Origin of the sequence: Paenarthrobacter sp. NyZ202 (assembly GCF_049860755.1) — a bacterium.
GTDB lineage: Bacteria > Actinomycetota > Actinomycetes > Actinomycetales > Micrococcaceae > Arthrobacter.
Genome location: NZ_CP187556.1, coordinates 4250303 through 4274918 on the forward strand (window position 1 = coordinate 4250303; position 24616 = coordinate 4274918).

27 protein-coding genes are annotated in these 24616 nt (G+C 63.9%); 11 read left to right on the forward strand and 16 right to left on the reverse strand.

The annotated features are described in order from the left end of the window. The first annotated feature begins 90 nt into the window (after window positions 1-90). The 4 genes from purB to ACPFL9_RS19680 all read left to right on the forward strand — a co-directional run bounded on the left by purB (window position 91) and on the right by ACPFL9_RS19680 (window position 3786). Complete coding sequence (gene purB / locus ACPFL9_RS19665; RefSeq protein ID WP_426004697.1) at window positions 91-1497, forward strand: adenylosuccinate lyase; 1407 nt, start codon at window positions 91-93, stop codon at window positions 1495-1497. Window positions 1498-2003: 506 nt separating this feature from the next. Then, window positions 2004-2660 carry a histidine phosphatase family protein gene (locus tag ACPFL9_RS19670; protein ID WP_426004699.1) on the forward strand — a complete coding sequence of 219 codons (657 nt, stop codon included), beginning with the start codon at window positions 2004-2006 and terminating at the stop codon, window positions 2658-2660. A gap of 154 nt (window positions 2661-2814) precedes the next feature. After that, entirely contained in the window at window positions 2815-3318 is a 504-nt protein-coding gene (locus tag ACPFL9_RS19675; protein WP_426004701.1) for a GNAT family N-acetyltransferase, read from the forward strand. A 33-nt stretch (window positions 3319-3351) separates the two neighbouring features. Then, window positions 3352-3786: an acyl-CoA thioesterase gene (locus ACPFL9_RS19680; protein ID WP_426004703.1), complete on the forward strand. Its 435-nt coding sequence runs from the start codon at window positions 3352-3354 to the stop codon at window positions 3784-3786. A gap of 154 nt (window positions 3787-3940) precedes the next feature. Here ACPFL9_RS19680 and ACPFL9_RS19685 read toward each other — a convergent pair whose 3' ends face one another. The 5 genes from ACPFL9_RS19685 to ACPFL9_RS19705 all read right to left on the reverse strand — a co-directional run bounded on the left by ACPFL9_RS19685 (window position 3941) and on the right by ACPFL9_RS19705 (window position 8679). Next, window positions 3941-4690, reverse strand: coding sequence for an SDR family oxidoreductase (locus ACPFL9_RS19685; RefSeq protein ID WP_426004704.1), 750 nt, complete (start codon window positions 4688-4690; stop codon window positions 3941-3943). Window positions 4691-4752: 62 nt separating this feature from the next. After that, window positions 4753-6093, reverse strand: coding sequence for an MFS transporter (locus ACPFL9_RS19690; protein WP_426004705.1), 1341 nt, complete (start codon window positions 6091-6093; stop codon window positions 4753-4755). Window positions 6094-6150: 57 nt separating this feature from the next. Next, window positions 6151-7164, reverse strand: a complete 1014-nt coding sequence (locus ACPFL9_RS19695) for a biotin-dependent carboxyltransferase family protein (RefSeq protein WP_426004707.1) — start codon at window positions 7162-7164, stop codon at window positions 6151-6153. Then, on the reverse strand, window positions 7161-7889 hold the full coding sequence (locus ACPFL9_RS19700) for a 5-oxoprolinase subunit B family protein (RefSeq protein WP_426004708.1): 729 nt from the start codon (window positions 7887-7889) through the stop codon (window positions 7161-7163). The genes ACPFL9_RS19695 and ACPFL9_RS19700 overlap by 4 nt, the downstream gene beginning before the upstream one ends. 1 nt (window position 7890) lies before the next feature. Continuing rightward, window positions 7891-8679: a LamB/YcsF family protein gene (locus ACPFL9_RS19705; protein WP_426004710.1), complete on the reverse strand. Its 789-nt coding sequence runs from the start codon at window positions 8677-8679 to the stop codon at window positions 7891-7893. Window positions 8680-8958: 279 nt separating this feature from the next. On the opposite strand from ACPFL9_RS19705, the gene ACPFL9_RS19710 reads away from it, so the two are divergent. Beyond that, a complete protein-coding gene (locus tag ACPFL9_RS19710) occupies window positions 8959-9912 on the forward strand; it encodes a LysR substrate-binding domain-containing protein (protein WP_426004711.1) in 954 nt (317 codons plus the stop codon). A gap of 524 nt (window positions 9913-10436) precedes the next feature. Here ACPFL9_RS19710 and ACPFL9_RS19715 read toward each other — a convergent pair. Further along, a complete protein-coding gene (locus ACPFL9_RS19715; protein WP_426004712.1) occupies window positions 10437-11111 on the reverse strand; it encodes a 4-carboxy-4-hydroxy-2-oxoadipate aldolase/oxaloacetate decarboxylase in 675 nt (224 codons plus the stop codon). Between the two features lie 13 nt (window positions 11112-11124). Next, window positions 11125-12333, reverse strand: coding sequence for an aspartate transaminase (locus ACPFL9_RS19720; RefSeq protein WP_426004713.1), 1209 nt, complete (start codon window positions 12331-12333; stop codon window positions 11125-11127). A 259-nt stretch (window positions 12334-12592) separates the two neighbouring features. On the opposite strand from ACPFL9_RS19720, the gene ACPFL9_RS19725 reads away from it, so the two are divergent. Both ACPFL9_RS19725 and ACPFL9_RS19730 read left to right on the forward strand, forming a co-directional pair. Further along, window positions 12593-13213, forward strand: coding sequence for a hypothetical protein (locus ACPFL9_RS19725; RefSeq protein WP_426004714.1), 621 nt, complete (start codon window positions 12593-12595; stop codon window positions 13211-13213). A 41-nt stretch (window positions 13214-13254) separates the two neighbouring features. Then, complete coding sequence (locus tag ACPFL9_RS19730) at window positions 13255-13632, forward strand: nuclear transport factor 2 family protein (RefSeq protein ID WP_426004715.1); 378 nt, start codon at window positions 13255-13257, stop codon at window positions 13630-13632. A 95-nt stretch (window positions 13633-13727) separates the two neighbouring features. On the opposite strand, the gene ACPFL9_RS19735 is transcribed toward ACPFL9_RS19730, so the two are convergent. From ACPFL9_RS19735 to ACPFL9_RS19765, 7 genes are all read right to left on the reverse strand, one after another. Continuing rightward, window positions 13728-14567, reverse strand: a complete 840-nt coding sequence (locus tag ACPFL9_RS19735; RefSeq protein WP_426004717.1) for an HpcH/HpaI aldolase family protein — start codon at window positions 14565-14567, stop codon at window positions 13728-13730. An 86-nt stretch (window positions 14568-14653) separates the two neighbouring features. Continuing rightward, window positions 14654-15457, reverse strand: a complete 804-nt coding sequence (locus tag ACPFL9_RS19740; RefSeq protein WP_426004719.1) for an HpcH/HpaI aldolase family protein — start codon at window positions 15455-15457, stop codon at window positions 14654-14656. Next, window positions 15442-16227, reverse strand: coding sequence for a 2-oxo-hept-4-ene-1,7-dioate hydratase (gene hpaH / locus ACPFL9_RS19745; RefSeq protein WP_426004721.1), 786 nt, complete (start codon window positions 16225-16227; stop codon window positions 15442-15444). Before hpaH ends, ACPFL9_RS19740 begins: the two co-directional genes overlap by 16 nt. A 3-nt stretch (window positions 16228-16230) precedes the next feature. Continuing rightward, a complete protein-coding gene (gene hpaD, locus ACPFL9_RS19750; protein ID WP_426004722.1) occupies window positions 16231-17319 on the reverse strand; it encodes a 3,4-dihydroxyphenylacetate 2,3-dioxygenase in 1089 nt (362 codons plus the stop codon). 104 nt (window positions 17320-17423) lie between these two features. Beyond that, window positions 17424-18935: a 5-carboxymethyl-2-hydroxymuconate semialdehyde dehydrogenase gene (gene hpaE, locus ACPFL9_RS19755; protein ID WP_426004723.1), complete on the reverse strand. Its 1512-nt coding sequence runs from the start codon at window positions 18933-18935 to the stop codon at window positions 17424-17426. A gap of 28 nt (window positions 18936-18963) precedes the next feature. Further along, on the reverse strand, window positions 18964-19626 hold the full coding sequence (locus tag ACPFL9_RS19760) for a GntR family transcriptional regulator (RefSeq protein WP_426004724.1): 663 nt from the start codon (window positions 19624-19626) through the stop codon (window positions 18964-18966). Next, window positions 19619-21115 (reverse strand): fumarylacetoacetate hydrolase family protein, encoded by a 1497-nt coding sequence (locus tag ACPFL9_RS19765; protein ID WP_426004725.1) that lies wholly within the window; start codon window positions 21113-21115, stop codon window positions 19619-19621. The genes ACPFL9_RS19760 and ACPFL9_RS19765 overlap by 8 nt, the downstream gene beginning before the upstream one ends. Before the next feature lie 193 nt (window positions 21116-21308). Here ACPFL9_RS19765 and ACPFL9_RS19770 point away from each other — a divergent pair, with 193 nt between their 5' ends. Next, complete coding sequence (locus ACPFL9_RS19770) at window positions 21309-22013, forward strand: alpha/beta fold hydrolase (RefSeq protein ID WP_426004726.1); 705 nt, start codon at window positions 21309-21311, stop codon at window positions 22011-22013. 115 nt (window positions 22014-22128) lie between these two features. Here ACPFL9_RS19770 and ACPFL9_RS19775 read toward each other — a convergent pair whose 3' ends face one another. Beyond that, window positions 22129-22551, reverse strand: a complete 423-nt coding sequence (locus tag ACPFL9_RS19775) for a hypothetical protein (protein ID WP_426004727.1) — start codon at window positions 22549-22551, stop codon at window positions 22129-22131. Between the two features lie 186 nt (window positions 22552-22737). Here ACPFL9_RS19775 and ACPFL9_RS19780 point away from each other — a divergent pair, with 186 nt between their 5' ends. The 3 genes from ACPFL9_RS19780 to ACPFL9_RS19790 all read left to right on the forward strand — a co-directional run bounded on the left by ACPFL9_RS19780 (window position 22738) and on the right by ACPFL9_RS19790 (window position 23759). Continuing rightward, entirely contained in the window at window positions 22738-22926 is a 189-nt protein-coding gene (locus ACPFL9_RS19780) for a CsbD family protein (RefSeq protein WP_426004728.1), read from the forward strand. Between the two features lie 307 nt (window positions 22927-23233). Further along, window positions 23234-23506 carry a GlsB/YeaQ/YmgE family stress response membrane protein gene (locus ACPFL9_RS19785; protein WP_426004729.1) on the forward strand — a complete coding sequence of 91 codons (273 nt, stop codon included), beginning with the start codon at window positions 23234-23236 and terminating at the stop codon, window positions 23504-23506. After that, window positions 23499-23759, forward strand: a complete 261-nt coding sequence (locus tag ACPFL9_RS19790) for a hypothetical protein (protein ID WP_426004730.1) — start codon at window positions 23499-23501, stop codon at window positions 23757-23759. Before ACPFL9_RS19785 ends, ACPFL9_RS19790 begins: the two co-directional genes overlap by 8 nt. A 279-nt stretch (window positions 23760-24038) precedes the next feature. On the opposite strand, the gene ACPFL9_RS19795 is transcribed toward ACPFL9_RS19790, so the two are convergent. Beyond that, window positions 24039-24611 carry a cysteine hydrolase family protein gene (locus ACPFL9_RS19795; protein ID WP_426004731.1) on the reverse strand — a complete coding sequence of 191 codons (573 nt, stop codon included), beginning with the start codon at window positions 24609-24611 and terminating at the stop codon, window positions 24039-24041. Window positions 24612-24616 lie beyond the last annotated feature (5 nt).

Consider the following 24616-nt stretch of genomic DNA (forward strand, 5'->3'; position numbering starts at 1 on the left):
GCGTCGCCTATGTGGAAAACGCGGAGGGGTTTCCACATACGGCTTGTCACCGACTCAGGGCCTCGCTTGGAACATGAAAGAATAGGCACCATGGCTGAATCCCCCCGCGTTTCCCTCGCTTCTGAACCTCTCGCCCTTGGCGCCCTCGACGGCCGCTACCGTGCCGCCGTCGCGCCCCTCGTCGACTACTTGTCCGAGGCTGCCCTTAACCGCGATCGTGTTCATGTCGAGGTCGAGTGGCTGATCCACCTGACCAGCCACTCAGTGCTTCCGGGCGCCGGTCCCCTCACCGACGACCAAGTCGCCAAACTGCGCGCCATCGTCACAGGCTTCGACGCCGCTTCCGTCAATGAGCTCGCCGAGATCGAGGCCGTCACCGTCCACGACGTCAAGGCCGTGGAGTACTACATCGGGCGTCGACTGCCGGCCATCGGCATCGAAAACCTGACGGCCATGGTCCACTTCGGTTGCACGTCCGAGGACATCAACAACCTTTCCTACGCAGTCGGCATCAAGGGCGCGGTGGAGGACGTGTGGCTTCCCAATGCCACCGCATTGGTCCAGCAGATCCAGGCGATGGCCGAGGCCAACCGTTCCGTCCCCATGCTGTCCCGCACCCACGGCCAGCCCGCTACGCCCACCACGCTCGGCAAGGAACTGGCGGTCATCGCGCACCGCCTGAACCGCCAGCTGGTCCGCATCGCCAAGACCGAGTACCTCGGCAAGATCAACGGCGCCACCGGAACCTACGCCGCCCACGTGGCAGCGGTACCCGGCGCGGATTGGGAGTCCGTGGCCAAGTCCTTCGTGGAGGGACTCGGACTTACCTGGAACCCGCTCACCACCCAGATCGAAAGCCACGACTGGCAGGCGGAGCTCTACGCGGACATCGCCCGTTTCAACCGCATCCTGCACAACGTCTGCACGGACATCTGGAGCTACATCTCGATTGGCTACTTCCGGCAGATCCCTGTGGCCGGCGCTACCGGTTCGTCCACCATGCCTCACAAGGTCAACCCCATCCGCTTCGAGAACGCCGAAGCCAACCTCGAAATCTCCAACGGCCTACTGGACACGCTCGCCGCCACTCTGGTTACTTCCCGTTGGCAGCGCGACCTCACGGACTCTTCATCGCAGCGCAACATCGGCGTGGCTTTCGGGCACTCCCTGCTGGCCATCTCCAACGTCGCCAAGGGCCTGAAGGCTCTGGACGTTGCCGAGGACGTCCTGGCCGGCGACCTGGACACAAACTGGGAGGTTCTGGGTGAAGCCATCCAAATGGTGATGCGGGCAGAGGCCATTGCCGGAGTGGAAGGCATGGAGAACCCCTACGAACGCCTGAAGGACCTCACCCGCGGACAGCGCGTAGACGCCGCGCGTATGCAGGAATTCGTCCAAGGCCTGGGTCTGTCCCCCGAAGCTGAAGCACGCCTCCTGGCACTCACCCCCGGGAAGTACACGGGCATTGCGGAAAAGCTCGTAGACCACCTTCAGTAATTCCAGAGCTGCAGCACAAACGCACACGGCGGCGGGCGGGGCAAACCCAGCCCGCCGTCGTTGTCCGACCACGGAGCCGCGCCACAGCCCCGCCACACGGCCCGCCGTCGTTGTCTGTCAATCCAGCCGCGCCACACAGCCCCGCCACACGGCCCGCCGTCGTTGTCTATCAATCCAGCCGCGCCACACAGCCGCGCCACACGGCCCGCCGTCGTTGTCTGTCAATCCAGCCGCGCCACCAAGCCGCGCTACCCAGCCGCGCCACCAAGCCGCGCTAGCCATCCGCACCACACAGCCGCACCACACAGCCGCGCCACAGCCCCGCGCCCCGGAGCCAACACCCGCCCGTCTCCACCGCGTCATTGCTGCCCAGGGCTGCGCTCTGGCGAAGATTCCCAGTCGCTGCGTCTAGGCTGGACCAAGGAACCAAAGAACCAAGGAACCGCCCTAAGGCCAGGCGCGGTTTCTGGAAACACGTCAGCTACCAGAGAAGGAGCGGAGCGTTTATGAGGCTCCTGTTGATCAGGCATGGACAAACACCGGGCAACGTCGCAGGCCAACTGGATACGGCATTCCCCGGCCCCGGACTGACGGAGCTCGGTGAGCGCCAGGCTGACGCCCTCCCCCGCGCGTTGGCCGGAGAAACCATCGAGGCGCTGTACGCGTCCACGCTGGTGCGGACCCAGCGCACGGCCCTGCCGCTGGCAAAGGCCACCGGGCTGGAACCGGTCATCCTGGATGGTGTCCACGAGATCGAAGCCGGAACTCTTGAGAAGAAGACCGACCACGAATCACACCTCCGCTACATGCACACCGTGTTCTCCTGGACCGCAGGCGACCTTGAAGCCCGGATGCCGGGCGGGTTCACCGGGCATGACTTCTTTGCCCGGTTCGATGCCTCTGTGGAAAAGGTAGCCGCCGCCGGACATGCAACTGCGGCAATAGTGAGCCATGGTGCCGCTATCCGGTGCTGGGCCGGGCTGCGCGCAACGGACATCGGCACCGGTTTCGCGGAATCACACATGCTGCCCAACACGGGCGTTGTTGCCCTGGAAGGCGATCCTGCCTTCGGCTGGCACGTAGTGCACTGGGACCAGGTTCCCGTGGGTGGCCCGGCCCTTGCAGACCGCACGGCCGAGGACCCGACCGGCGACGCCCTGTAGGTGTGGGCCATCAAGCCCTGCAGACATGCAGCAGACACGGCAGTAGCCAGCATTTCTCCGGACGCTTACGAGCAGGAAACACCACGGTAACCGCCGTTTCCTAGGCTTAAGAGGCATAAACACCTCAGCGGTACGGAAGCGAAACGAGGCATTGATGCAGACCAACCCACGGCTCAATATCCGGCAGGTCACCTGGGCGAACCCGGTTGGCGCAGATCTTCGGGCCGCACAGCAGGCGGAACTGGACTCGCGTTTCGGCACCACCGACCACGAAGCCGGTCCGCCGCCGTCTGAAGCGGACACGGCAGTGTTCGTCGTGGCCTACGAAAAGTGCTCGGGACAACCTCTGGGGTGCGGTGGACTGAGGATGCTCGACGAGAACACCGCAGAGGTCAAGCGCCTCTATGTGGTCCCCTACGCCCGCGGGTCGGGAGTGGCCAGCTCCATCCTGGCTGCACTCGAGGCGCAGGCTCATTCACGGGGATTCAGCGTGATTGCGGCAGAAGCCGGGTCGGCCCAGTCCGACGGCCGGAGTTTCTACGTCAGCGCCGGGTTCTCCGAGATTCCCAACTTTGGCCCTTACGTTGGCGCCAGCGGCTCGTACTGCTACTCCAAGCGCATCGACTCGCACAGTGCTTCGCATACCGCCATGGCTTAGGCGGCACGGGGGACGGTTCGATAATCTCGGATCATGGAAAAAGCAGACATCACCTTCCGCACCCGCAAATGGGTGCGGCCCGAAGACCTCAACGCCAACGGCACGCTCTTCGGTGGCAGCCTGCTGAAGTGGATTGACGAGGAAGCCGCGATCTACGCCATCCTGCAGTTGGGCAATGGCCGCGCCGTGACCAAGTACATCTCCGAAATCAACTTTGTGAGCTCGGCTGTGCAAGGCGACTTGATCGAGATGGGCCTGACCGCCAAGAAGTTCGGGCGCACATCGCTGACCATGCGGGCCGAAGTCCGCAACATGATCACACGCCAAAGCATCCTCACGATTGAGGAGATCGTGTTCGTGAACCTGGGCCCCGACGGGCGCCCGCAGCCCCACGGCTACACAGAAATCACGTATGACCGGGACCGCATCCCCACCCACCACCTGACCAAAACCCGCGACGACGACTAAACCACCCGCCGTCGTGGGTTTCCGGCAACTGCAGCACTTGCAATCATGCTTAAACGGGTGCCGGCGGCCGCGGAAACCGCGGCCGCCGGCCTATGTTTTCCGGCAGCGGGAGTGAGTGCCGCCGGAACCTGTGGGGCGCTGAACCGGAAGGGCGTCAGCGCCGGTCGAACGTCAGTCCGCCGGGAACCTGGAAGGTCGGCATCAGTTCGAGCATGCCCACGTTGACGTGGCGCGGGGTTTCAATGGCGTAATCGAGGGCGTTGACGATGTCATCAGTGGTGAGGGACTCGTAGCCTTCGTAGTAGGTCTTCCACGCTTCTTCCATGGCTTCCGGCGTGCCGCCCATGTTACGGCCGAAGATCTCAGTCTCCACGCGGCCGGGGCAGATTTCGGTAACGCGGATCCGCTTGCCCACGGTGTCGTTGCGCAACTGGCGGGAGATCTGGTGCACGGCGGCCTTGGTGGCGTGGTAAACCGTGTGCCCGTAGAAGTTGTACACGCCGGCGATCGAACTGATGTTGATGACGTGCCCGAGGTCGCGTTCCACCATGCCGGGCAGCACCAGACGCGTCAGCTGCAGCAGGCCGCGGAGGTTCACGTCCACCAGTTCGTCGATGTCCTGCTCCGAAGAGTCCAGGATGTTGCCTGGCCGCGAGACACCGGCACAGTTCACCAGGACGTCCACCTTGAGGTCACCCACGACGCCGGCCAGTGCGGCCGTGTCGGTCAGGTCCACCACGTGCGGGACTGCTCCGGTGCGGTCGGCCAGTTCGGCCAGGCGCTCGCCGTTGCGGGCCACAGCGTGAACGGTCAACCCGCGCTTGGCGAGGCGTTCGGCGATTGCCGCTCCCATACCGGTGGAAGCTCCGGTGACCAGGGCGGTGGTGTAGTCAGAAAAGGACATTGGTTCTCCAAAAGTGGGAGGGGCGGGCGCCATCGATGACGGCGCCCGCCGGATGGTTATTGCTAGGCGTCGCGCAGTGGTTCGTGGGCGCGGTCCTTGACGGTGCTGACGGCGATGAGGGTGCCCAAGGCCGTGACGACTGCGTAGAACGCCGGCATGTAGATGTTGCCGGTGCTGCTGATGAGCCAGGTCATGAGCAGCGGGGCGGTGCCGCCAAACAGTGCCGAGGAGATGTTGTAGCCGACGCCGTAGGCGGAGTAGCGGACCCGGGTGGGGAACAGTTCCACGAGCAGGATGTGGATGACGGCGGTGTGTCCGGCGAAGATCACGGCCATGATGCAGGCACCCAGGATGGCCAGGCCCATGTCACCGGTAGCGATCAGTGCGTAGGACGGGATGCCCAGGACGGCCATTCCGATTGCTGATCCGGCGATCACCTTCTTGCGGCCCAGGCGGTCGGAGAGTGCACCCATGAATGGGATGGCGATGCAGATGACCACCAGGCTGCAGGCGGTGACCAGCAGTGCCTCGCCGATGGTGAAGTTCAGCTGCTTGCCCTTGAGGAACGTGGGCATGTAGGAGAAGAGGACGTAGTAGCCGGAGCCGTTCATCAGCGGGATGAAGAGGGCCAGCAGCATGGCGCGGCGGTGGACCGGGCTGGCGAGGGCTTCCTTGAGCGGGTTCTTGGAGAGTCCGCCCTCTTCCTTGAGCTTTTCGAAATTGGGGGTGTCGCTGATGGCTTTGCGGATGTACCAGCCGATGATGCCCATGGGGATGGCCACGAGGAACGGGATGCGCCAGGCGAAGGAACCGAAACCGCCGCCGTCGATGGCAGCCTGGGTGAGCCATGGCGACATTGCGAAGGCAACCAGGGTACCGGTGAGGAGTGCGGCGAAGGACGCGATCTGCGCGAAAGAGGTGATGACGCCACGCTTGCCCTCAGGGGCGTGTTCGGCCAAGAAGGTCATGGCGCCGGCAGCTTCGCCGCCCACGGAGAAGCCCTGGACCAGGCGGAGGAGCACCAGCAGGATCGGCGCGGCGATGCCAATGGCCGCATATGGAGGAAGCAGGCCGATACCGGCGGTGGCGACGCTGATCAGCATGATCACGAAGACCAGTAGCTTTTGCCTGCCTATCTTATCGCCGAGGTAACCGCAGACGATCGCGCCGAGGGGACGGACAAAGAACGAGACCGCGTAACCGGCGAACACAAAGAGGAGCGCGTTGTCCGGGTTGCCGGGGGCCAGGAAGACGAGGGCCAGTGTTCCCGCCATGAAGGCGAAGATGCCGTTGTCGTACAGCTCCACGAAGATGCCAACACAACCTGCGGTGACAACCTTGCGGGTTTGGCGGCTCGTGAGCCGCTCATGCTGCTCCGGGGCAGCATTGGTGCTTGCGGTCATGACTTTTCCTTACTGAAATGAGCGTAGCAACGCCTACTAGGTATGACGACAGGTTTTTTAGCTGCATGCCGCAACTGGTAGGTCCTGCCACTGGGGACGGCATCCGATGCCGAGGAGTCCGAAGACGGTGTTGACGGATTCGCGGAGTGTTTCAAGTTGGGCCCGCGAGCGCCGGTGGGCGGCAGTTGCTTCTGCCACTGTGGTTTTCCGAAAACGGACTTTGTCCCCTGGCCGCGCCTGGGCCAGGACATCCAGTCCGGTGCTGGTGACCACTGCCAGCACGGGATACCCGGCGGTGACGCCGCGTCCCCGGTGCAGTACCAGCAACTCTTCCCTGGAGGGAACCTCGACGGCGCCCACTGGTACTCCGCGGGAAAGGACCTCACTGCTTGAGGTTCTTTCCGGAAGTTCACCGCCGAGCCGCAGGCCAATGTGGTTGCTGCGGCCGCTGACGGTGTACTCCGAGGTGAAGAGCAATTCACCGGATGCGCCAAACTCAGCGACGTCCGGTCCGTCGGTCACGTCGACCGACAGGTCTGAACCCATGCTGGGGCGTTCGAGGCCCAGCCGGAAAAGTGGAAGGTCGAAGTACGGCTGCCGCACGGGACCCACGCTGCGACGGGTGGTGAGCGTGGTTCCTTCCTTGAGCTGCAGTCCGAATCCGACCACGGTGTCCGGAGCAACGCTGTCCAGGAGCGTATCCGCCTCCACGGATCCGTGGATGGCGAGGTAGGCCCGCAGTCCGCGGTGGATGCCCCGGAGGGAAACGGATTCGCCGGCCCGGACCGATACCGGTTCCCATTGGCTGACGGTTCGTCCACCGACCGTGAGGGTCAAGGGAGCGCCCGTCACCGCGATCAGGATGTCCTGGGTAGCCGTCATGCGGAAGTCCAGGGCAGTGATTTCGATCAGGGGTTCGTTGTCCAGGTTTCCGGCAAGGATGTTGGCTGCCCTGGCTGAGTATTGGTCCAGGGCGCCGTTCACGGGGAGCCCGAACCGGGGTCCCCGGAAGCGCCCCAGGTCGGTGACGACAGAGTTTCCCGGCTGATGGATCAGGATCCGGCCGTTCATGACTGCGCCTGCGCTTCCAGTTCCAGTCCAGCCAACGTGTGGAAGTCGGCGGCGCCGATCTGCCGGAAGCGCACGATATCTCCAGGCTGATAGGGGACCAGCGGTTCGCGGCGGATGTTGAGGACGGACAGAGGAGTCTGGCCGATGACGCACCAACCACCGGGAGCCTTGGCCGGAGCGATGACAGCCTGGCGGCCAGCTACGGATACCGCACCTGCCGGTACGCTCAGCCGGGGGTCCTTCAACCGCGGTACAGGCTTGGGAAATGCAGGACCGTCCATCATGGGGGAACCCGCGGGTGCGCCAAGGCAACGGATGGTGTAGGTCTTCTCCGTGTGGAGGCGGATCACATCCTCCATGGAGATTCCCTGGAATGCGGCAACCTTTTCCAGGTCCGGCCCATACTCGCCCCCGTAGACCACGGGAACGTCGAACTCACGGGGTGCTGAGCTGCTTCCGGCCGAACGGCCGAGCTCGCCCAAGCCAAGTTTCACGAACGCGCGCATCTGGCCCGCGGTAACCATCACGGGGTCGAACTCCACGAGCACGGAATCGTAAGTGGGAACCGCGGCGTGGAGGCCCTCGGCACCGCACTCTTCGAGCCAGCCGGCCAGGCGGTGGACGGTCAGCCAGTTGTCTTCGCTGGTTTCCGAGATTGCGACCACCCGGAGCGCCGAATCACCCGATTCGTAGATCTCGGTGGGAGCCACTGTCAGGACGGTCATGTCAGGCCGCCTTCCTCTTGGCGTCCATGACCTCGGCCAGGGGTGCAATGCGGACACCGGCTGCGATCAGCTCGGACCGGATCAGGCGGGCCAGTTCGACAGCGCCCGGGTTGTCTCCGTGCAGGAGGACCGTGTCAACGTCGATAACAATGTCCACGCCGTTGGCGCAGCGAAGCTTGCCCTCGACCACCATGCGAAGGGTCCGCTCGACGATCTCGGCAGGATCGTGCAGGACAGCGCCGGGCTGGCTGCGGGGAACCAGCGTGCCGTCTTCCTGGTAGGCGCGGTCCACAATCCCCACGATGGCCACGTCCAGCCCTGCGGTGCGTGCGGCCGCAGCCAGTTCGCCTTCCTGGGCCACCACGATGAGTTCGTTGTCCACGCGGGCTGCCGCCTCGGCCACAGCCTTGGCGTAGTCGGCGCGAACGGCCACGAGGTTACCGAGCCGGCCATGGGGTGCGAGGTGCGTGACCTTGGTGCCGTGGAAGGCAGCGAAGCTGTTCAAGGCGCCCAACTGGTAGAGGACATCGTTCTGGACTTCGCCGGCGCTCAAACCCATGTCCCTGCGTCCGAAGCCACGGAGGTCCGGGAAACTTGGGTGGGCTCCAATGCCCACACCGCGGCGGGCGCATTCAGCAACAGTGTTTGCCATGATGTCCGGGTCACCGGCGTGGAACCCGCACGCGATATTGGCGCTTGAGACGATCTCCAGGAGTTCGGAATCGTCACCAATGGTGTAGGCGCCAAATCCCTCTCCGAGATCCGCTACAAGATCAATCATCGGGTTCACGTGGTTCTCTTTCCGTGGGTAATTCTTATGAAATTCCGAAAAATGCCGCAGACCATCAGGGTTGATGATGGGAATTCCCGGAAAGTGGCTGCTGTCCTGATGCTTCAAAACTTCGCCTAAGGTTCTTCCAGAAGTCTCGCACCCGCCAACTGCCTTGCACAAAGACCTAATCGCTATCCCGTGATAGCTCTCCGTTATGACCTGCGCCACCCGGTGCTGTGGCGCGGCTCCCAGCGAGTGCGGGTGCGTCTATATTTGAACAACCAGAAAGGTAGATCCATGGACACACGAAAGCTCTCCTACTTCGTCCAAATCGTCGACTCAGGAAGCATCACCAAGGCCGCTGCAGCCCTTCACGTTGCACAGCCGGCCCTGAGCCAGCAGGTGTCCGCCCTGGAAAACGACCTCAAGCAGCGGTTGCTGATCCGCAGCAAGCAGGGGGTTGAACCCACCGCAGCCGGACACACGCTGTACCGCCACGCCCAGTCGATCCTCCGCCTGGTTGAACAGGCCCGGCAGGACGTGGCAACCTCCGGGGCTGCACCGTCAGGACGGGTATCCATCGCGATCGCCCCTTACAGCATGGCTTCCAGCCTGACCCCCAGGATCATCAGCGAAGTGGGCAGGCGCTACCCGGACATCGTGGTCCATCTGACCGAGATTTTCGGCGGTGTCCTCAGCGAAGCCATCAAGAATGGGCGCCTGGACATGGCATTGATCTATGAACCCGGCAAAATCCGGGGCGTGCAGTTCACCACCATGATCGTCGAAGATCTGCACCTGGTGGTTCACCCGGAAGCTGAGGTGGCCCGCCTCAGCCCCGGCAGGGACACCATTACCTTGGCCGAAGCGAGCACCGTGGGCCTGTTCCTCCCGGAGAAGAACCACACACTCCGGCAACTGATCGAGAAGGGCTTGGACGACCAGGACCTGCCGCTCAAGCTCGTGGGTGAAGTGGAATCTGTCCCCTCCCTGACCAGGCTGATCCGGGCGAACCTTGGCGGGACGGTACTGCCCAAGTCGGCAGCGGACGCCCTCTTCCCGGACCAGGAATTCAAGGTACTGCGGATCGTGGAGCCTGCCCTGCAAAGCAAGATCGCCCTCTGCACACCGGACCACGAGCCCCTGTCCGAGGCAGCCTCCGCCGTCCTTCTGGTGGTCAAGGAGATGCTCCACCAGCAGCTGATCTCCAAGTACGGAACAGACCCCGTGCAGCTGCCCGCACATCCATAACAAAGTCTTATCCGGACAGACAGCTTTGGTCTTATTCAAAGCCGTTTTAGTTTCCTATTATCGAATTAAGAAGAAATTCGAAATACAGCCCACGGAAGACTGCGGGCCTGTTCAAAGGACAAAACGGTGAAAAAGATCAGCACCTCCGGATGGGTTTCGAATCCAACCCGCGGAACTGTCACAGCACGAACCGGATTTCACTGCCCAAAGAATGGGTTCTGGCGGCCCATTGGCGGTATCGGCGAGCCGTTGTTCGTCTTTGAAGGAAGCCTCATGCCGGCTCACGCCGGGAACAGCATCGAATGGCACCTGGTGGACACCCGGCCCGGCCATTCCGGCCTCGACTGACCAGTACGCCAGGCACAGACGCCAGCCACCCGCCGTCGTACGCCAACCACAGCTGCACCGCGCTGAAGGCGCCCTGCCCCCAAGACTCGGGCACGGCGCCTTTCTTGTGCCCCGGACTCCCTGAGACCCACGCCAAAGGGCCGGCCACAACAGTGGCCGGCCCCTCAGCGGAAAGACTAGTCCTCCACAAGGAGGCCCTTCTGCTTGAGCTTCTCCGTGAGGCCGCACAGCTCGATGGTGTTGCCGCCGTCGTGGTAGAGCTTGATGAGCTCGCGCTCGTGGTCGTCGCGGGCCTGGGAGAGCGCGATGACTTCCTCGGCTTCTTCGCGGCGGACCACTACGACGCCGTCAGCGTCGCCGCGCAGGATGTCGCCCGGGTAGATGATCTCGTCGCCGAAAACGATCGGATGGTTGATCGGGCCGAGCGTTTCCTTGACCGTGCCCTTGATGCTGACGCTGCCGGAGAAGACGGGCAGCCCGAGTTCGATCAGGTCCTGGGTGTCGCGGACGCCGGAATCGGTGACCATGGCCGCGATGCCCTTGGCCTTCATGGCGTTGCCCAGGACGTCGCCGAACGTTCCGGCCTCGGCCATTTCCTGCGCACCGACCAGGACCACGTCGCCGGCCTGTGCATAGTGGATGGCGACCTGGAGCATGAGGTTGTCCTGCGGAGCGCAAGCCACGGTGACAGCCGGACCACAGAAGGACATGGAGCGGTCGATCGGCTTGATTTTGGAGCTCAGAGCGCCGCGGCGGCCTTGTGCTTCGTGGATCGTGGCCGAGGAGAACTTGGCGAGGCGTGCGACGACGTCGGCGTCCGGGCGCTCGAATTTGGTCTTGACATGGATCATTTTCGGGTTCCTTCTAGTTGAGTGCGTTGACGGCATCGCGGACAGCGTCCACGCCGGCGTTGATGGTCTCCAGCGAGGTGGCGAAGGAGATCCGGAAGTAGGGGCCCAGGCCGTAGGCCGAACCCTGGATGACAGCGACGCGCGCGGCGTCGAGGAGGTAAAGGGTGAAGTCCTGGTCGTTCTCGATCACCCGGCCGTCCGGCGCGGTCTTGCCGATCACGCCGGAGCAGTTCACGTAGGCGTAGAACGCGCCCTCTGCGGGCGCGACGGACAGGCCGCTGATGGCATTCAAACCCTCGACGGCGGCATCGCGGCGCTTGCGGTACACCTCCACGCTGTCGCGGACGAAGGACTGGTCACCGTTCAGTGCGGCTGCCGCGGCAGCCTGGCTGATCGACGATGGGCAGGACGAGGTCTGCGACTGCAGCTTGTTCATGGCTGCGATCAACGGAGCCGGTCCGACGCCGTATCCGAGGCGCCAACCGGTCATGGCGTAGGCCTTGGAGACACCGTTGACCAGCAGGATCCGGTCCTTCAACGCCGGGGCGGCGGTGACCAGGCTGGTGACGCGGCCTTCGCCGAAGTACACCTCGTCGTAAATCTCATCGGTGAGGACGAAGACGTGCGGGTTTTCCTCCAGCACCTCGCCGAGGGCCTGAAGTTCCTCGCGGGAGTACACGGCACCGGTCGGGTTGGACGGCGCGTTGAGGATCAGCCACTTGGTTTTGGGGGTGATGGCTTGCTTGAGGGCCTCAGGAGTGAGCTTGAAGCCGGTTTCCTCACCGCAGGGGACGATCACCGGGGTGCCGTCGTTGGCCAGGACCATGTCCGGGTAGGACACCCAGTAGGGCGCCGGGACAATCACTTCGTCGCCTTCGTTGAGCGAGGCCATGAGCGCCACATACAGGACCTGCTTGGCGCCGCCGCCGATGGTCAGCTGGTTGGCTCCGTAACCGTGTCCGGTGTCCCGCTCGACCTTGTTGAGGATCGCGCTTTGCAGTTCAGGAGTTCCGGTGACCGAGGTGTACTTGGTCTCACCGTCTCTGATCGCAGCGAATGCTGCTTCTTTGATGTGGTCCGGGGTGTCGAAGTCCGGCTCGCCGACAGTCAGGTCGATGATCGGAATGCCTTCGGCTTTCAGTTCGCGCACGCGGGCGGCCGCGGCGACGCTGGCTGAGGCCTTGATGCGGGTAACCCTCGACGCCGGCAGGAACTCGGACATGTCTCCTCCAGGGATGTGGAACTCGGGACGCGCGGATTCGCGGATCCCTTTGTTCGAGACTAGGTACTGGCGGAGGGCTCTGGATAAGACCTAATGTGCGTGGATTCATAAGGGACGCTTATGACGCCGGTTGCTTTCGGAGCGCTTCATGCTTAGACACGGAGCTCTGCGCCTGAATCAGGCCGTATCCATGCACTTTGCTTATGGGTTCACGCGGTATTGGTATTTCCACGGGCGGGTGAACGCTGCCTAGATTCGAGTGGTTGGAACAGCTGACTACAGCGCCGCGGCGGCGACGTTGACGGCTGTCCCGGCCCACCGCCGTCGAGCGTTCGAAAGGGATTTCATGCCAGCTTTGGCTCCAGCTACCGCCCAAGGCCGGTCCGCCACTGGGCGCTACACCTACCGCGCCGGCGCTCCTGCGCGCACTTCCTCGACCGCGGACGCCGAGCACGCGAAACTGGCCCACGCCTTGGGTGTGCACCGGCAACTCCTCTCCCACGCAGCCAGCTCCATCAGGACCTTGACGGCTGCCAGAAATGACTTGATCGCCCAAGCCGTGGAAGACGGGCTCACCGTGGCCACCATCGCAGCCGTGACCGGCGAGAACCTCCGCACCGTCCGGACCATCGCTTTGGCTTATGACGACCTGCAGGTCAGTGGCCTCCCCCGCCAGGCCCTGCTGGAAGCGCTGAAGGCCAAGAGCGATGAGTTGAAGGCCGCCGAAAGTCACCGCGGGCAGGTAACGGAACGCCGGGAGGCGCTGATCGTTGCGGCGGCGAGGGCACAAACCTGCGACGATCTGGAACTCGCGTCCCTCACCGGCCTGACCCCGGACCACATCCGCCGCTCCATCCGGGGGTTGACCCGATCCGCCTGACAACCGTTGTCCCCTGGCGGGTTCACCGGTAGAACAGAGTGATGAGCGATGTGAATTCGTGGATGAACCAGTACGTGCGGGCGTGGAACTCAAACCAGCCCGGCGACATCAAGGCCCTCTTCACCGAGGACGCCGTCTACAACACCCGGCCCCATGACCAGGAGGCCTGGCACGGACACGAGGCAATCGTGAAGGAGTGGTCCGGCGATTCCTCGGACGCATCCGGGGACTGGACGTTTGAATGGACGCTCCTGGGCCGGGACGGGGACACCGCTTTCGTGCAGGGACTCACCACCTACCTCAATGGCCAGCCCACCTATGACAATCTGTGGGTCATCCGGTTCGCCGAGGACGGCCGTGCCCGCGAATTCACGGAGTGGTACATGGCCCGGAAGGACACTCCCGCAACACCCAACTAGGTCGCATTTGTGCACGTTTAGAGCCGTGAAAACGCGCACAACTGCGACCTAGTTGGGGGCGCCGGCGCGGTCCAGGTCAGCCGGCGCGGGCCAGGTCAGCCGGCGCGGTCCAGGGTTTCGGCCACCGGTTCGTCGGCCGAACGCACAGGTCGCTTGGAGTGGATGTACCGCTCGGCAAACGCGTCCGAGGCCCTGGCCAGCACCGCAACGTCCGCACCCACCAGCGCAAAGGAGGCACCGGCGTCGAGATAGGCCCGCGCGATGTCCTCGTTGAAGGCGTTCACGCCGGCAGGCTTGCCGGCCATCTGGGCGGCGGCCAGGCAATGCTCGACGACGGCACGCACCAAAGCGTGTTCCTGCTGTCCCAGCAGACCCATGGAAGCGGCCAGGTCCGACGGACCCAGGAAGATGCCGTCCACGCCATCCACTGCCAGGATGTCCTCCACCACGGCTGCCGAGGCCTCGGACTCCACCTGGACCGTGACGCTGACGGTGTCACCGGCCTGGGCAAGGTAGTCCGGGATGCGGTTCCAGCGCGACGCCCGGGCCAAGGCCGAACCCACCCCCCTGATTCCCAGCGGCGGGTACCGGACGGCGGCCACCGCTTCTTCTGCCTCCAGTGCCGAGTTCACCATGGGCACCAGCAGGTTCTGCACGCCAAGGTCCAGGTACTGCTTGATGACCACGGGATCGTTGACCGGCGGCCGGACCATGACCTGCACGGGGTAGCCGCTGACGCTGTGCAACTGCCCCAGGATGGACTCAATGCCGTTGGGACTGTGCTCGGCGTCGATCAGCAACCAGTCCAGCCCTGACCCGGCACAGATTTCCGCCACCAGCGGACTTCCTGAACAAACCCACATGCCCACCAGGGGTCGGGCCTCGTTTTCCAGCACGGCATAAAACGTGGGGTGAGGCACTGGACGGATCGACATCACAGCTCCCAAAGGGTCCGAATCCGCAGGTTGATACCACTGTTGTACCCCTTTGGCGGCGGACAAAACAGTCCCTTTTTCGCAGATCAGTAGCTGGCTTTTACCGCACCTTCCGACGGCCGGACGAACTGCGATGCAAGGGCTTCAGACCCCCGCGCGAGCATCGCCACATCGGCGCCGACGAGCACGAAGGAGGTTCCGGCGTCGAGGTATGCGCGGGCGGTGTCGGGGTTGAAGGCGTTGACGCCGGCTGGCTTGCCTGCCGCGGTGGCGGCCTTGATGCAGTGTCCGACGGCGTCACGCACTTGCGGGTGTTCCTGCTGTCCCAGCAGGCCCATGGATGCGGCGAGGTCGGAGGGGCCGAGGAAGATGCCGTCCACGCCGTCGACGGCCAGGATCTCCTCGACGGCGTCCACTGCTGCGGTGGATTCGATCTGGACGGTGACGCTCACGGTGCCGGTTGCTTCGGCGAGGTAGTCCGGTACCCGGTTCCAGCGCGAGGCGCGGGCCAGCGCGGACCCGACCCCGCGCACGCCGTGGGGCGGATACCTCACGGCAGCCACAGCCGCGGCCGCTTCGGTGCCTGAGTTGACCATGGGGATGAGCAGGTTCTGCACTCCGAGATCGAGGTATTGCTTGATGACCACGGTGTCGTTGACCGGGGGCCGGACCATGACCTGGACGGGGTAGCCGTGGATGGCCTGGAGTTGGGCGAGGATCGATTCGAGGCCATTGGGGCTGTGTTCGGCGTCGACCAGGATCCAGTCGAGGCCAGCCCCGGCGCAGATTTCTGCCACGAGGGGGCTGCCGGAACACACCCACATGCCGGCCAGAGGCCTGCCCGTTTGGTCCAGTGACTGGTAGAACGTGGGGCCTAGTTGAAGTGGCATGTCACGACTCCCAACGATCCGTAGTCGGCGTGGACGGTATCGCCCTTGTAGACCCAGAGGGGCCGGGTGAAAGAGCCTGCCAGGATGATGTCGCCGGCTTTCATCGAGTCCCCGTGCGCGGCGATTTTGTTGGCCAGCCAGTGCACGCCGTTGGCGGGGTGGTCCAGGACCCCTGCGGCGACTCCGGTTTCCTCGACGGTCTGGTTCTTGTACAGGATGGCCGAGACCCAGCGGAGGTCCACGGCGTCGGGTTTCACGGGCCGGCCTCCGATCACCATGGCACCCATCGCGGCGTTGTCCGAGATGGTGTCCACGATGGTCCGGCCCTCCATTTCGATCCTGGAGTCCAGGATCTCGAGGGCCGGAACCACGTAGTCGGTGGCGTTGAGGACATCGAAAATGGTGCAGCCAGGGCCCTTCAGTCCTTCCTTCAGGACGAAGGCCAGCTCCACCTCGACCCGCGGGTGGGTGTACTTGTCCCAATCGACGGAGCAGCCGGTTTCGAAGACCATGTCATCGAAGATGGCCCCGTAGTCCGGCTCGGTGATGCCCGTGGCGGCCTGCATGGCCTTGGACGTGAGTCCGATCTTCCGCCCCACCAGCGTGCGCCCGGCTTCCTCGTTGCGTTGCCGCCACAACTGCTGCACGGCGTAGGAGTCCTCCACCGTCATCTCCGGGTAGCGGGCAGTCAGGCGCGGCACCGGCTTGCGGTTTCGGCCGGCCTCAACGAGCTCGTCGGCAATGGCTTCGATCGTCTTCGCGTCCAGCATGGCTTAGACCTGCGCTCCCAGCTTGAATCCTTCAGCGGCCGTGTCTTCGGTCGGCTTGGTGTAGGAGAAGCCGTCTGCGCCGATGGTGACGGCCATTTCGGACTTCTCTTCCCGTTCGATCACCGGCTGGGGGTTGCCGTCCAGGTCCAGGACGAGGGAGGCCTCGGTGTACCAGGACGGGACCACGGGGTTGCCCCACCAGTCGCGGCGCTGGTTGTCGTGCACGTCCCAGGTGATGGTGGGGTTGTCCGGGTCACCGGTGTAGTAGTCCTGGGTGTAGATCTCGATGCGGTGCCCGTCCGGGTCCAGGATGTAGAGGTAGAACGCGTTGGACACACCGTGGCGTCCGGGTCCGCGTTCGATCCTGTCGCTGATGCGCAGGGCGCCCATCTTGTCGCAGATCTGGATGATGTTGTGCTTCTCGTGCGTGGCGAACGCGACGTGGTGCATGCGGGGTCCGTTGCCGCCGGTCAGGGCGGTGTCGTGCACGGTCTGCTTACGGTGCATCCACGCCGCGTACGTGACGCCGTCGGAGTCCTTGATGTCCTCGGAGACGCGGAAGCCGAGGTCCTCCAGGTACTTCCGGCCGCGCGGGACGTCCGGGGTGACCTGGTTGAAGTGGTCCAGGCGGACCAGTTCACCGGCGGAGTAGAGGTCATAGCGCTGGGTGAAGCGTTCGACGTGCTCCACATCGTAGAAGAACTCGTACGGGAAGCCCAGCGGGTCCTCTACCCTGACGGAATCGCCCACGCCCTTGGTGAAGCCTTCCTTGCGGCGCTCCACCCGGCAACCGAGTTCACGGTAGTAGGCCTCGGCGGCGTCCACCTCGGCCGGGGACTTCACCCGGTACGCGAACGCGGCGACGGCGGCTACCGGGCCCTTGCGCAGGACGAGGTTGTGGTGGATGAACTCCTCCAGGGAGCGCAGGTAGATCGCGTTCTCGTCCTCTTCGGTGACGTGCAGCCCGAGGACATCGACGTAGAACTCGCGGGACTTGGCCAAGTCGGTGACCACGATGTCCATGTACGCACAACGGACAATGTCCGGAGCAGGAACAGACGGGGTCGGGATAGGGCCGGTGAAGTTACTCATGATGGTCTCTCTTCGTTGAAAGGGTTCTTGTGGGAACCCAACTGGGTCGCAGCTGATGCCGTTTTGAGGGCTCAAAACGCGCACTAATGCGACCTAGTTGGGTGCTAGGCGCCGAATTTGGGGGTGTGGACTGAGCCGAGGGTGATGTGGACGGCCTGCTGGTCGGTGTAGAAGTCGATGGAGCGGTAGCCGCCCTCGTGACCCAGCCCGGAAGCCTTGACACCACCGAACGGGGTGCGGAGGTCGCGGACGTTGTGGCTGTTGAGCCACACCATCCCGGCCTCGACGTTCTGGGAGAAGTTGTGGGCCCGGGTCAGGTTCTGCGTCCAGATGTAGGCCGCCAGGCCGTACTTGGTGTTGTTCGCCAAGGCGAGGGCTTCGTCGTCGTTCTCGAACGGGGTGATGGCCACGACGGGACCGAAGATTTCCTCCTGGAAGATCCGCGCGTCAGGTGCGACGTCGGCAAACACCGTGGGTGCGATGTAGTTGCCTTCGGGGAGGTGGTCGGGTCGGCCACCGCCGGCCAGGAGCTTGCCTTCGGACTTGCCGATCTCCACGTAGGAAGCGACTTTGGCGTAGTGCTCGGGATGGACCAGTGCCCCAACCTGGGTCTTGGGATCGTGGGGGTCGCCCACCACGATGTTCTTTGCCCGGGCGGCGTACTTTTCGCAGAATTCGTCGTAGATCGCGCGTTCCACGAGGATGCGGGAACCTGCCGTGCAGCGTTCGCCATTGAGGGAGAAGACACCGAACAGGGCCGAATCCACGGCGGCGTCCAGGTCGGCGTCGGCGAACACGACGCACGGGGACTTGCCTCCGAGCTCCATGGAGAGGCCCTTGAGGTTGGCGGCTGCGTTGCGGAAAATCGTCTGGCCCGTGGTGGTCTCGCCGGTAAAGGAAATCAGCGGAACATCAGGGTGCTTCACCAGCGCATCGCCGGCCTCTTCGCCCAAGCCGTTGACCAGGTTGAACACGCCATCGGGCAGCCCTGCGTCCTTGAAGATCGTGGCCCAGAGCGAAGCGGAGAGCGGCGTGAACTCGGCCGGCTTAAGGACCACGGTGTTACCGGTGGCCAGGGCCGGGGCCAGCTTCCAGGACTCGAGCATGAACGGGGTGTTCCACGGGGTAATCAACCCTGCGACGCCGATCGGCTTCCGGTTGACGTAGTTGATCTGCGAGCCCGGGACCTTCATGGCGTCGTCGAACTGGGCGACGATCAGGTCCGCGAAGAAGCGGAAGTTCTCGGCAGCGCGGAGGGCCTGGCCCTTGGCCTGGGTGATCGGCAGGCCGGTATCGAACGTCTCGAGTTCGGCCAGGCGGGCTTCCTGCGCCTCGACGGCGTCGGCGATCTTGTTCAGCACCCGGGCACGCTCGCGGGGCTTCATCTTCGGCCAAGGACCGTTCACGAACGCTTCGCGTGCTGCAGCGACAGCGAGGTCGATGTCTTCCTTCTGCCCGGCGGCGGCGGTGGCGTAGTTCTGGTTGGAGACCGGGTCCAGGACGTCGAACGTCTTGCCCGAAACCGAGTCAACGAACTCGCCGTTGATGTAGTGCTGGATGTGCGTGGGCAGATCCTCGGGGACGTAATGCTTGGCGGTTTCTACGGAGGTCGTCATCGTTGAAGTCCTAACTGGTGAGGCGGCTTTAGGCCTGGTTGTTGGCTGTGGCGAGGTAGGCGTCCAGGGTGGCGGCGCGGTGTTGGCGGGCTGCTTTTTCGATGGTGTCGGCGTCTGCTCCAGACTCGATGAGCTGGAGCAGGGCTTCGTGTTCGCGCACGGATTCCTGGGCGCGGCCGGGAACGAAGCGGAACGTGGACGAACGCAGGGACGCCAGCCGGTTCCAGCCGCGATGGACGAGGTCAAGGATGTGCGGGTTGGGGCAGTGTTCAAACAGGACGCTGTGGAAGTCCTGGTTCAACGCGGTGAAACGTACGGGATCGAAGTGTTCCAGGCATTCGCGCATCTCTGCGTTGACTGCACGCGCGCGTTCTATGGCACGGGCATCAATCAGCGGGGCGGACAACGCGGTTGCCGCCCCCTCCACGATGCTCAGGGTCTGCATGGTGTACAGGTACTCGGTGGGGTCGATCCCGGAAACCGTGGCACCGACGTTGCGTTCGAACTTCACCAGGCCCTCGGCCTCGAGGCGGCGGATCGCCTCCCGGACGGGGACCACGCTGAAGCCCAGGTCCTCGGCGATCTTCGCGAGCACCAGCCGGTATCCCGGCGTGTAGGTGCCCTCGACAATCCTCGCCTTGACGGCGTCATAGGCTTGCTGGGACTTGCTTCCGACGGCGGTTTCAGTCACCGTGGGCTCCTTCCGTGGCTTCCCATTTCTTGTAGCGGGCCTGCCATTCGGTGTTCATCGGGTAGAGACCGTCAACGCTGTTGCCTTCCTGGACCATCTGGAAGATGAACATCTCTTCCTTTTCCTGGGTGATGCAGTCGTCCACGAGTTCCTCGGCGATGGCCGGCGGGATCACCAGGATGCCGTCGGAGTCGGCCACGATGATGTCTCCCGGTTGCACGGTCGCTCCGCCGCAGGCGATGGTGATGTCCGTGTCCCACGGGATGTGCCGGCGGCCGAGCACTGCCGGGTGCGGGTTGGCGAAGTACGTGGGCATTTCCAGATCCGCCACGGCCGAGAAGTCCCGGACGCCGCCGTCGGTGATGATCGCCGCGGCACCGCGCACTTGGGCGCGGAGGGCCAGGATGTCCCCCACTGTGCCGGTGCCCTTCTCGCCGCGGGCTTCCATGACCAGGATTTCGCCTTCGTTGACCGAATCGATGGCTCGTTTTTGGGCGTTGAAGCCGCCGCCGTGGGCCTTGAAGAGGTCCTCACGGTTGGGAACGTAGCGCAGGGTCCGGGCCAGGCCCACCACCTTGCGGTCCGGACGGGTGGCCTGCAAGCCGTCGATGCTGACGTTGTTCAACCCGCGCTTGCGCAGTTGCGATGAAAGGGTAGCGGTCGCGACGGATTCAAGCTTGGCCTTCAGCTCCGGCGACAATCCCGCCGAAACCGGCGCCAGACCGGCAGCTTCCCGTGAACCGTACGCCTCTTCCCGCTGCGTGTCATCAGTCTTGGGCAAGGCACCAAAGTCCGCGAACGGCGTCGTACCTTCCGTCACTTTGGTGGTGAGGCGGCCGGTGCTGAAATCACCGCCGGTGACCTCGATTTCGACGACGTCACCGGGCTTCGCGACCGAGGCGCCGGCCGGGGTGCCGGTCAGGATGATGTCGCCCTCCTCCAGCGTCAGGAGCTGGGAGAGGTCCGCGACGAGCTGCGCGAACGGGAAGAGCAGGTCCTCGGTGGTGTCGTCCTGGACGAGTTCGCCGTTGTGCCAGGTCCGGATCCGCAAGGCGGCGGGGTCGACGGCGTCGGCCGGGATCAGTGCCGGGCCCACCGGGGTGAATCCGTCGCCGCCCTTGGACCGGACGTTCGAGCCCTTGTCCGCGTAACGGAGGTCGTACACACCAAGATCATTGGACGCGGTGACCCATTCAACGTGGCTCCACGCATCCTCCAAACCAACCCGGCGGGCAGCCTTGCCAATGACCAAAGCGATCTCGCCCTCGTACCCGAGCAGCTCGCAACCGGCCGGACGCTCCACCGTGCCCGGGGCATCCGCGGAACCCAGCGCCAACGAGGACGAGGGCTTCAGGAAGTACGACGGCTGGGCCGGAGTACGCCCACGTTGGGCAGCGCGGCTGGGGTAATTGATGTGGACCGCAATCACCTTGCGCGTCCGGTCCAGCACATCCTGGCCCAAGTCCTGCGTCCGGAACTCCACTGTCACGACCGCTTCCTCCTGCATTGGTTATCTGATCGACTCAGCTATCAAGTACGAAATCGTATACGAAAACTATGATCCAGAATGTGGCCTGCGTCAACCCCCTTTTCCAACTCACTGTCAGTAGCGGTTGTTATGTGCGCCCGGACCAGCCAGTTGGGCCTTACATCTTGTCAGGGGGCTCCCGTAGGGTCGGGGCATGGACATCATCCTGGTACCTGGATTCTGGTTGGACGCTTCATCCTGGGAGGAGGTAACACCGGCGCTCGTGGCGGCCGGGCACACGGTTCATCCGCTGACCTTGCCGGGACTGGAATCAGCAGACACGCCCCGCGCCGGCATCGGCCTGCGGACGCACATCGACGCCGTGATCAACAAGGTGGACTCACTGGAGGGCAAGGTGGTCCTGGTAGGACACTCGGGCGGCGGTGCCATCATCCACGGCGTCGCAGACGCCCGGCCCGACCGGATTGCCCGCGCGATCTACGTGGACAGTGGACCGCTGGGCGAAGGCGGTGTCATTAACGACGAGCTGCCGCACGAAGGCGATGACATCCCCCTGCCACCTTGGGACGGTTTCGAGGAGGCGGACCTCGTGGACCTGACGGAGGAGCTGCGGGAAAAGTTCCGCGCCCGGGCGATTCCCCAGCCCAAGGGTGTTGCCTACGAGCAACAGCACCTCCACGACGTCCGGCGCTACGACGTTCCGGCCACAATCATCGCCTGCGAGTTCCCAACGTCCATGCTCAACCAGATGATGGACGCCGGCCACCCCTTCACCGAGGAGTTGGCCAGGATCCGCAATGTCGAACTCGTGGACCTGCCCACCGGACACTGGCCGCAGTTCACCAAGCCCGCCGAATTGGGCCAGGCGCTGCTCGCCGCAGTGGACCAACAAGCCTGAGTGGATAACCGGTAAAAGTACGACGCCGGGTGGCCCGGTTCCGCGGGCCACCCGGCGTCGTGCTGGTCCAACCACCATCGGGGAAGTAACGCCCCGAGTCCGGGGCCGGACAAGCTCAGGGCCGTGGCTTGGTATTGGTGGCCGGCCCCTCGGGCGCAGCACCGCCTTCGTCCGTCCAGTCGCTTCCCGTGGTGACGTCAAGAGCTGGATCAGACACCACATCACCCTTGACCGTCGACACCGTAGGCCGCTTGTCCCCCGACTCGGCCTTCTGCCCGCTCTTGGAATCAAGGACGCCCGGCAGGGCGGTCTCGACCTTTTCCAGCAGCTTCTTGCCGGCAGCGTAAAGGTTGTCCAGGATGTCCGGCACGGACTCCTGCACGGTCCCCGCCGCCTGGTGCACGTTTTCCTGGACCTCAGGGGTCTTCCAGACCTTCTCCGCGCCTCCGCGGATCCGCCTGTACACCTGCGGCCAGGACTTGGAACCCCATACGTATCCCACAGCGACGCCAACAGCGAAGAATGCTTTCCCTTTCACAGGACCAACTCCTTTCGAGGTGTATTTACCTACGACACTAGTCCCGCTGGAACACGGTGTCACGCTGTCCGTAATGAGCATCCGGTTAATCTGAATTTGCTCAATTGAAATATTGGACTAAACTTTATTGCCAACCAGCGGAAACCCGCAGGCAACAACTACATCGCTACCCGAGGAGTGAAAACCATGGGACTGGATGACAAGATCAAGAATGCCGCTGAAAACCTTGGCGGCAAGGCGAAGGAAAAGACCGGCGAGGCTACCGGAGACAGGGATCTCCAGGCAGAGGGCGTAGGCGATCAGGCCTCGGCAAACACCAAGCAGGCCGGCGAGAAGGTCAAAGACGCCGCAAAGGATGTCTTCGGCAACAAGTAGCGGAGCGGAGCGCCCGGGAACGGGTCGGCACGCCTGTGACCAAAAAATAGTCAGGTTACTTGCTGTTGGCCCGGGGACCGGCTAGCGTTACTGATGTAGCACTGCGGTCGGAACAGGCCGGCAGCAATGCTTCGCTGCATTAATGAAAAATTCATCGGGATTGTTTATCCGTTCTAAATCCCCAATTGTGCAGCCGAGCCGAATTCGGCCCGGCGTGAGTGACCCTACCCATGTAGCGGACACCCGATGAGCTGAACCGCTTCACCGAGTTCATGGAATTTCCATCAACAAGAAAGTAGGAGCAAAAATGGGTTTCTTTGGTTTTCTTCTGCTCGGCCTTTTGGCTGGAGCCATCGCAAAGCTTATTCTTCCCGGCCGCCAGGGTGGCGGTTGGCTGGTCACCCTCCTTCTCGGCGTCGTCGGCGCCTTGCTGGGTGGTTGGATCGGCGGTCTCATCTTTGGTGAAGGTTTGACCGAGTTCTTTGCCATCAGGACGTGGCTCCTCGCAATCGGCGGCTCCATCCTCGTGCTGCTGATCTGGGGCATGGTCACCGGTCGCCGCCGGACACACCATGGCTGACCACGGAGTTCCCGACCCCACGAAGAGCGAACGCGAAGGCCAGTACGACAACGGCGATTACGGAGACGCGGGTGTGTCACCTGAAGCGCTGAAGGACGACGCCGGCGGGGATTACACGGCAGGCGACTACGCCGAGAAGACGGTCCCCTCAGCGGACGCAGAACTCGATGAGCGCAACACCGAAGATACCCCGGAGGACAGGCCCTTCTCGTCCGAGCCCGATGAGGAGGCATCCGGTTCAAGCGGCCCGTGAGATGCGGGAGTCCTGAACCAGGACCTTCGAACAAGTGAAAAACCAGGAACCCGGAGCCGCACATTGCAGCTCCGGGTTTCCGGCGTCCGGCCCCGGCTCCTTATTGGGCACAAGGCGCAGGACTTTTTGTCAGGGCTGACGCCCGGGGTTGTACTGGCGCCGGAAGGCTTAGGCGCTGACCGCCGCAGGCTCAGGCGCTGACCGCCGCAGGCTCAGGCGCTGACCGCCGCAGGCTCAGGCGCTGACCGCCGCAGGCTCAGGCGCTGACCGCTGGCGGGCTTACGCGCCCGCGCCGGCAGGGCCGGAGCCGAACAGTGCCTTGATCTCGTCCAGCGGCAAAACCCGTTGCCGGTACTCGCGGGTCAGAACCCGGAGGACAGCCTCGGCAGCCTCCGGGTTCTCCGTCGCGATGGCCTCTGCAGCGTAGATGACGCGGAGGTTATGGGCGAAGGCGTCCGCCGCAGTCTGGGCAATGCAGTTGTGCGCCGAGACGCCCGCCAGGATGACGGTTTCCACCTCCCAGTTCCGCAACCGCATCCCCAGGTCGGTGCCCATGAACGCGCTGTCCCTGGTCTTGACCATCTGGGGTATGTCGGCTGTCACCAAGCCCGGGACGAACCTGGCCTGATCGCTCCCCCGGAAGATGAACCCCTGGTCATCGTCCAGCATGTTCAGGCTCCACGTGGATTTGTCGCGCTCATGCTCAGTTCCCACCAGCAGGACCTTCGCCCCGGCCTCCCGGGCTGCGCTGGTAAGGGAATTGCAGGCCGCTACCACTTCTTCCTGGCGCCGCTGCAGCACCGGCTCCTCGAAGAAGGCATTCTGCATGTCGATGACGAGTACCGCGATCATAAGCT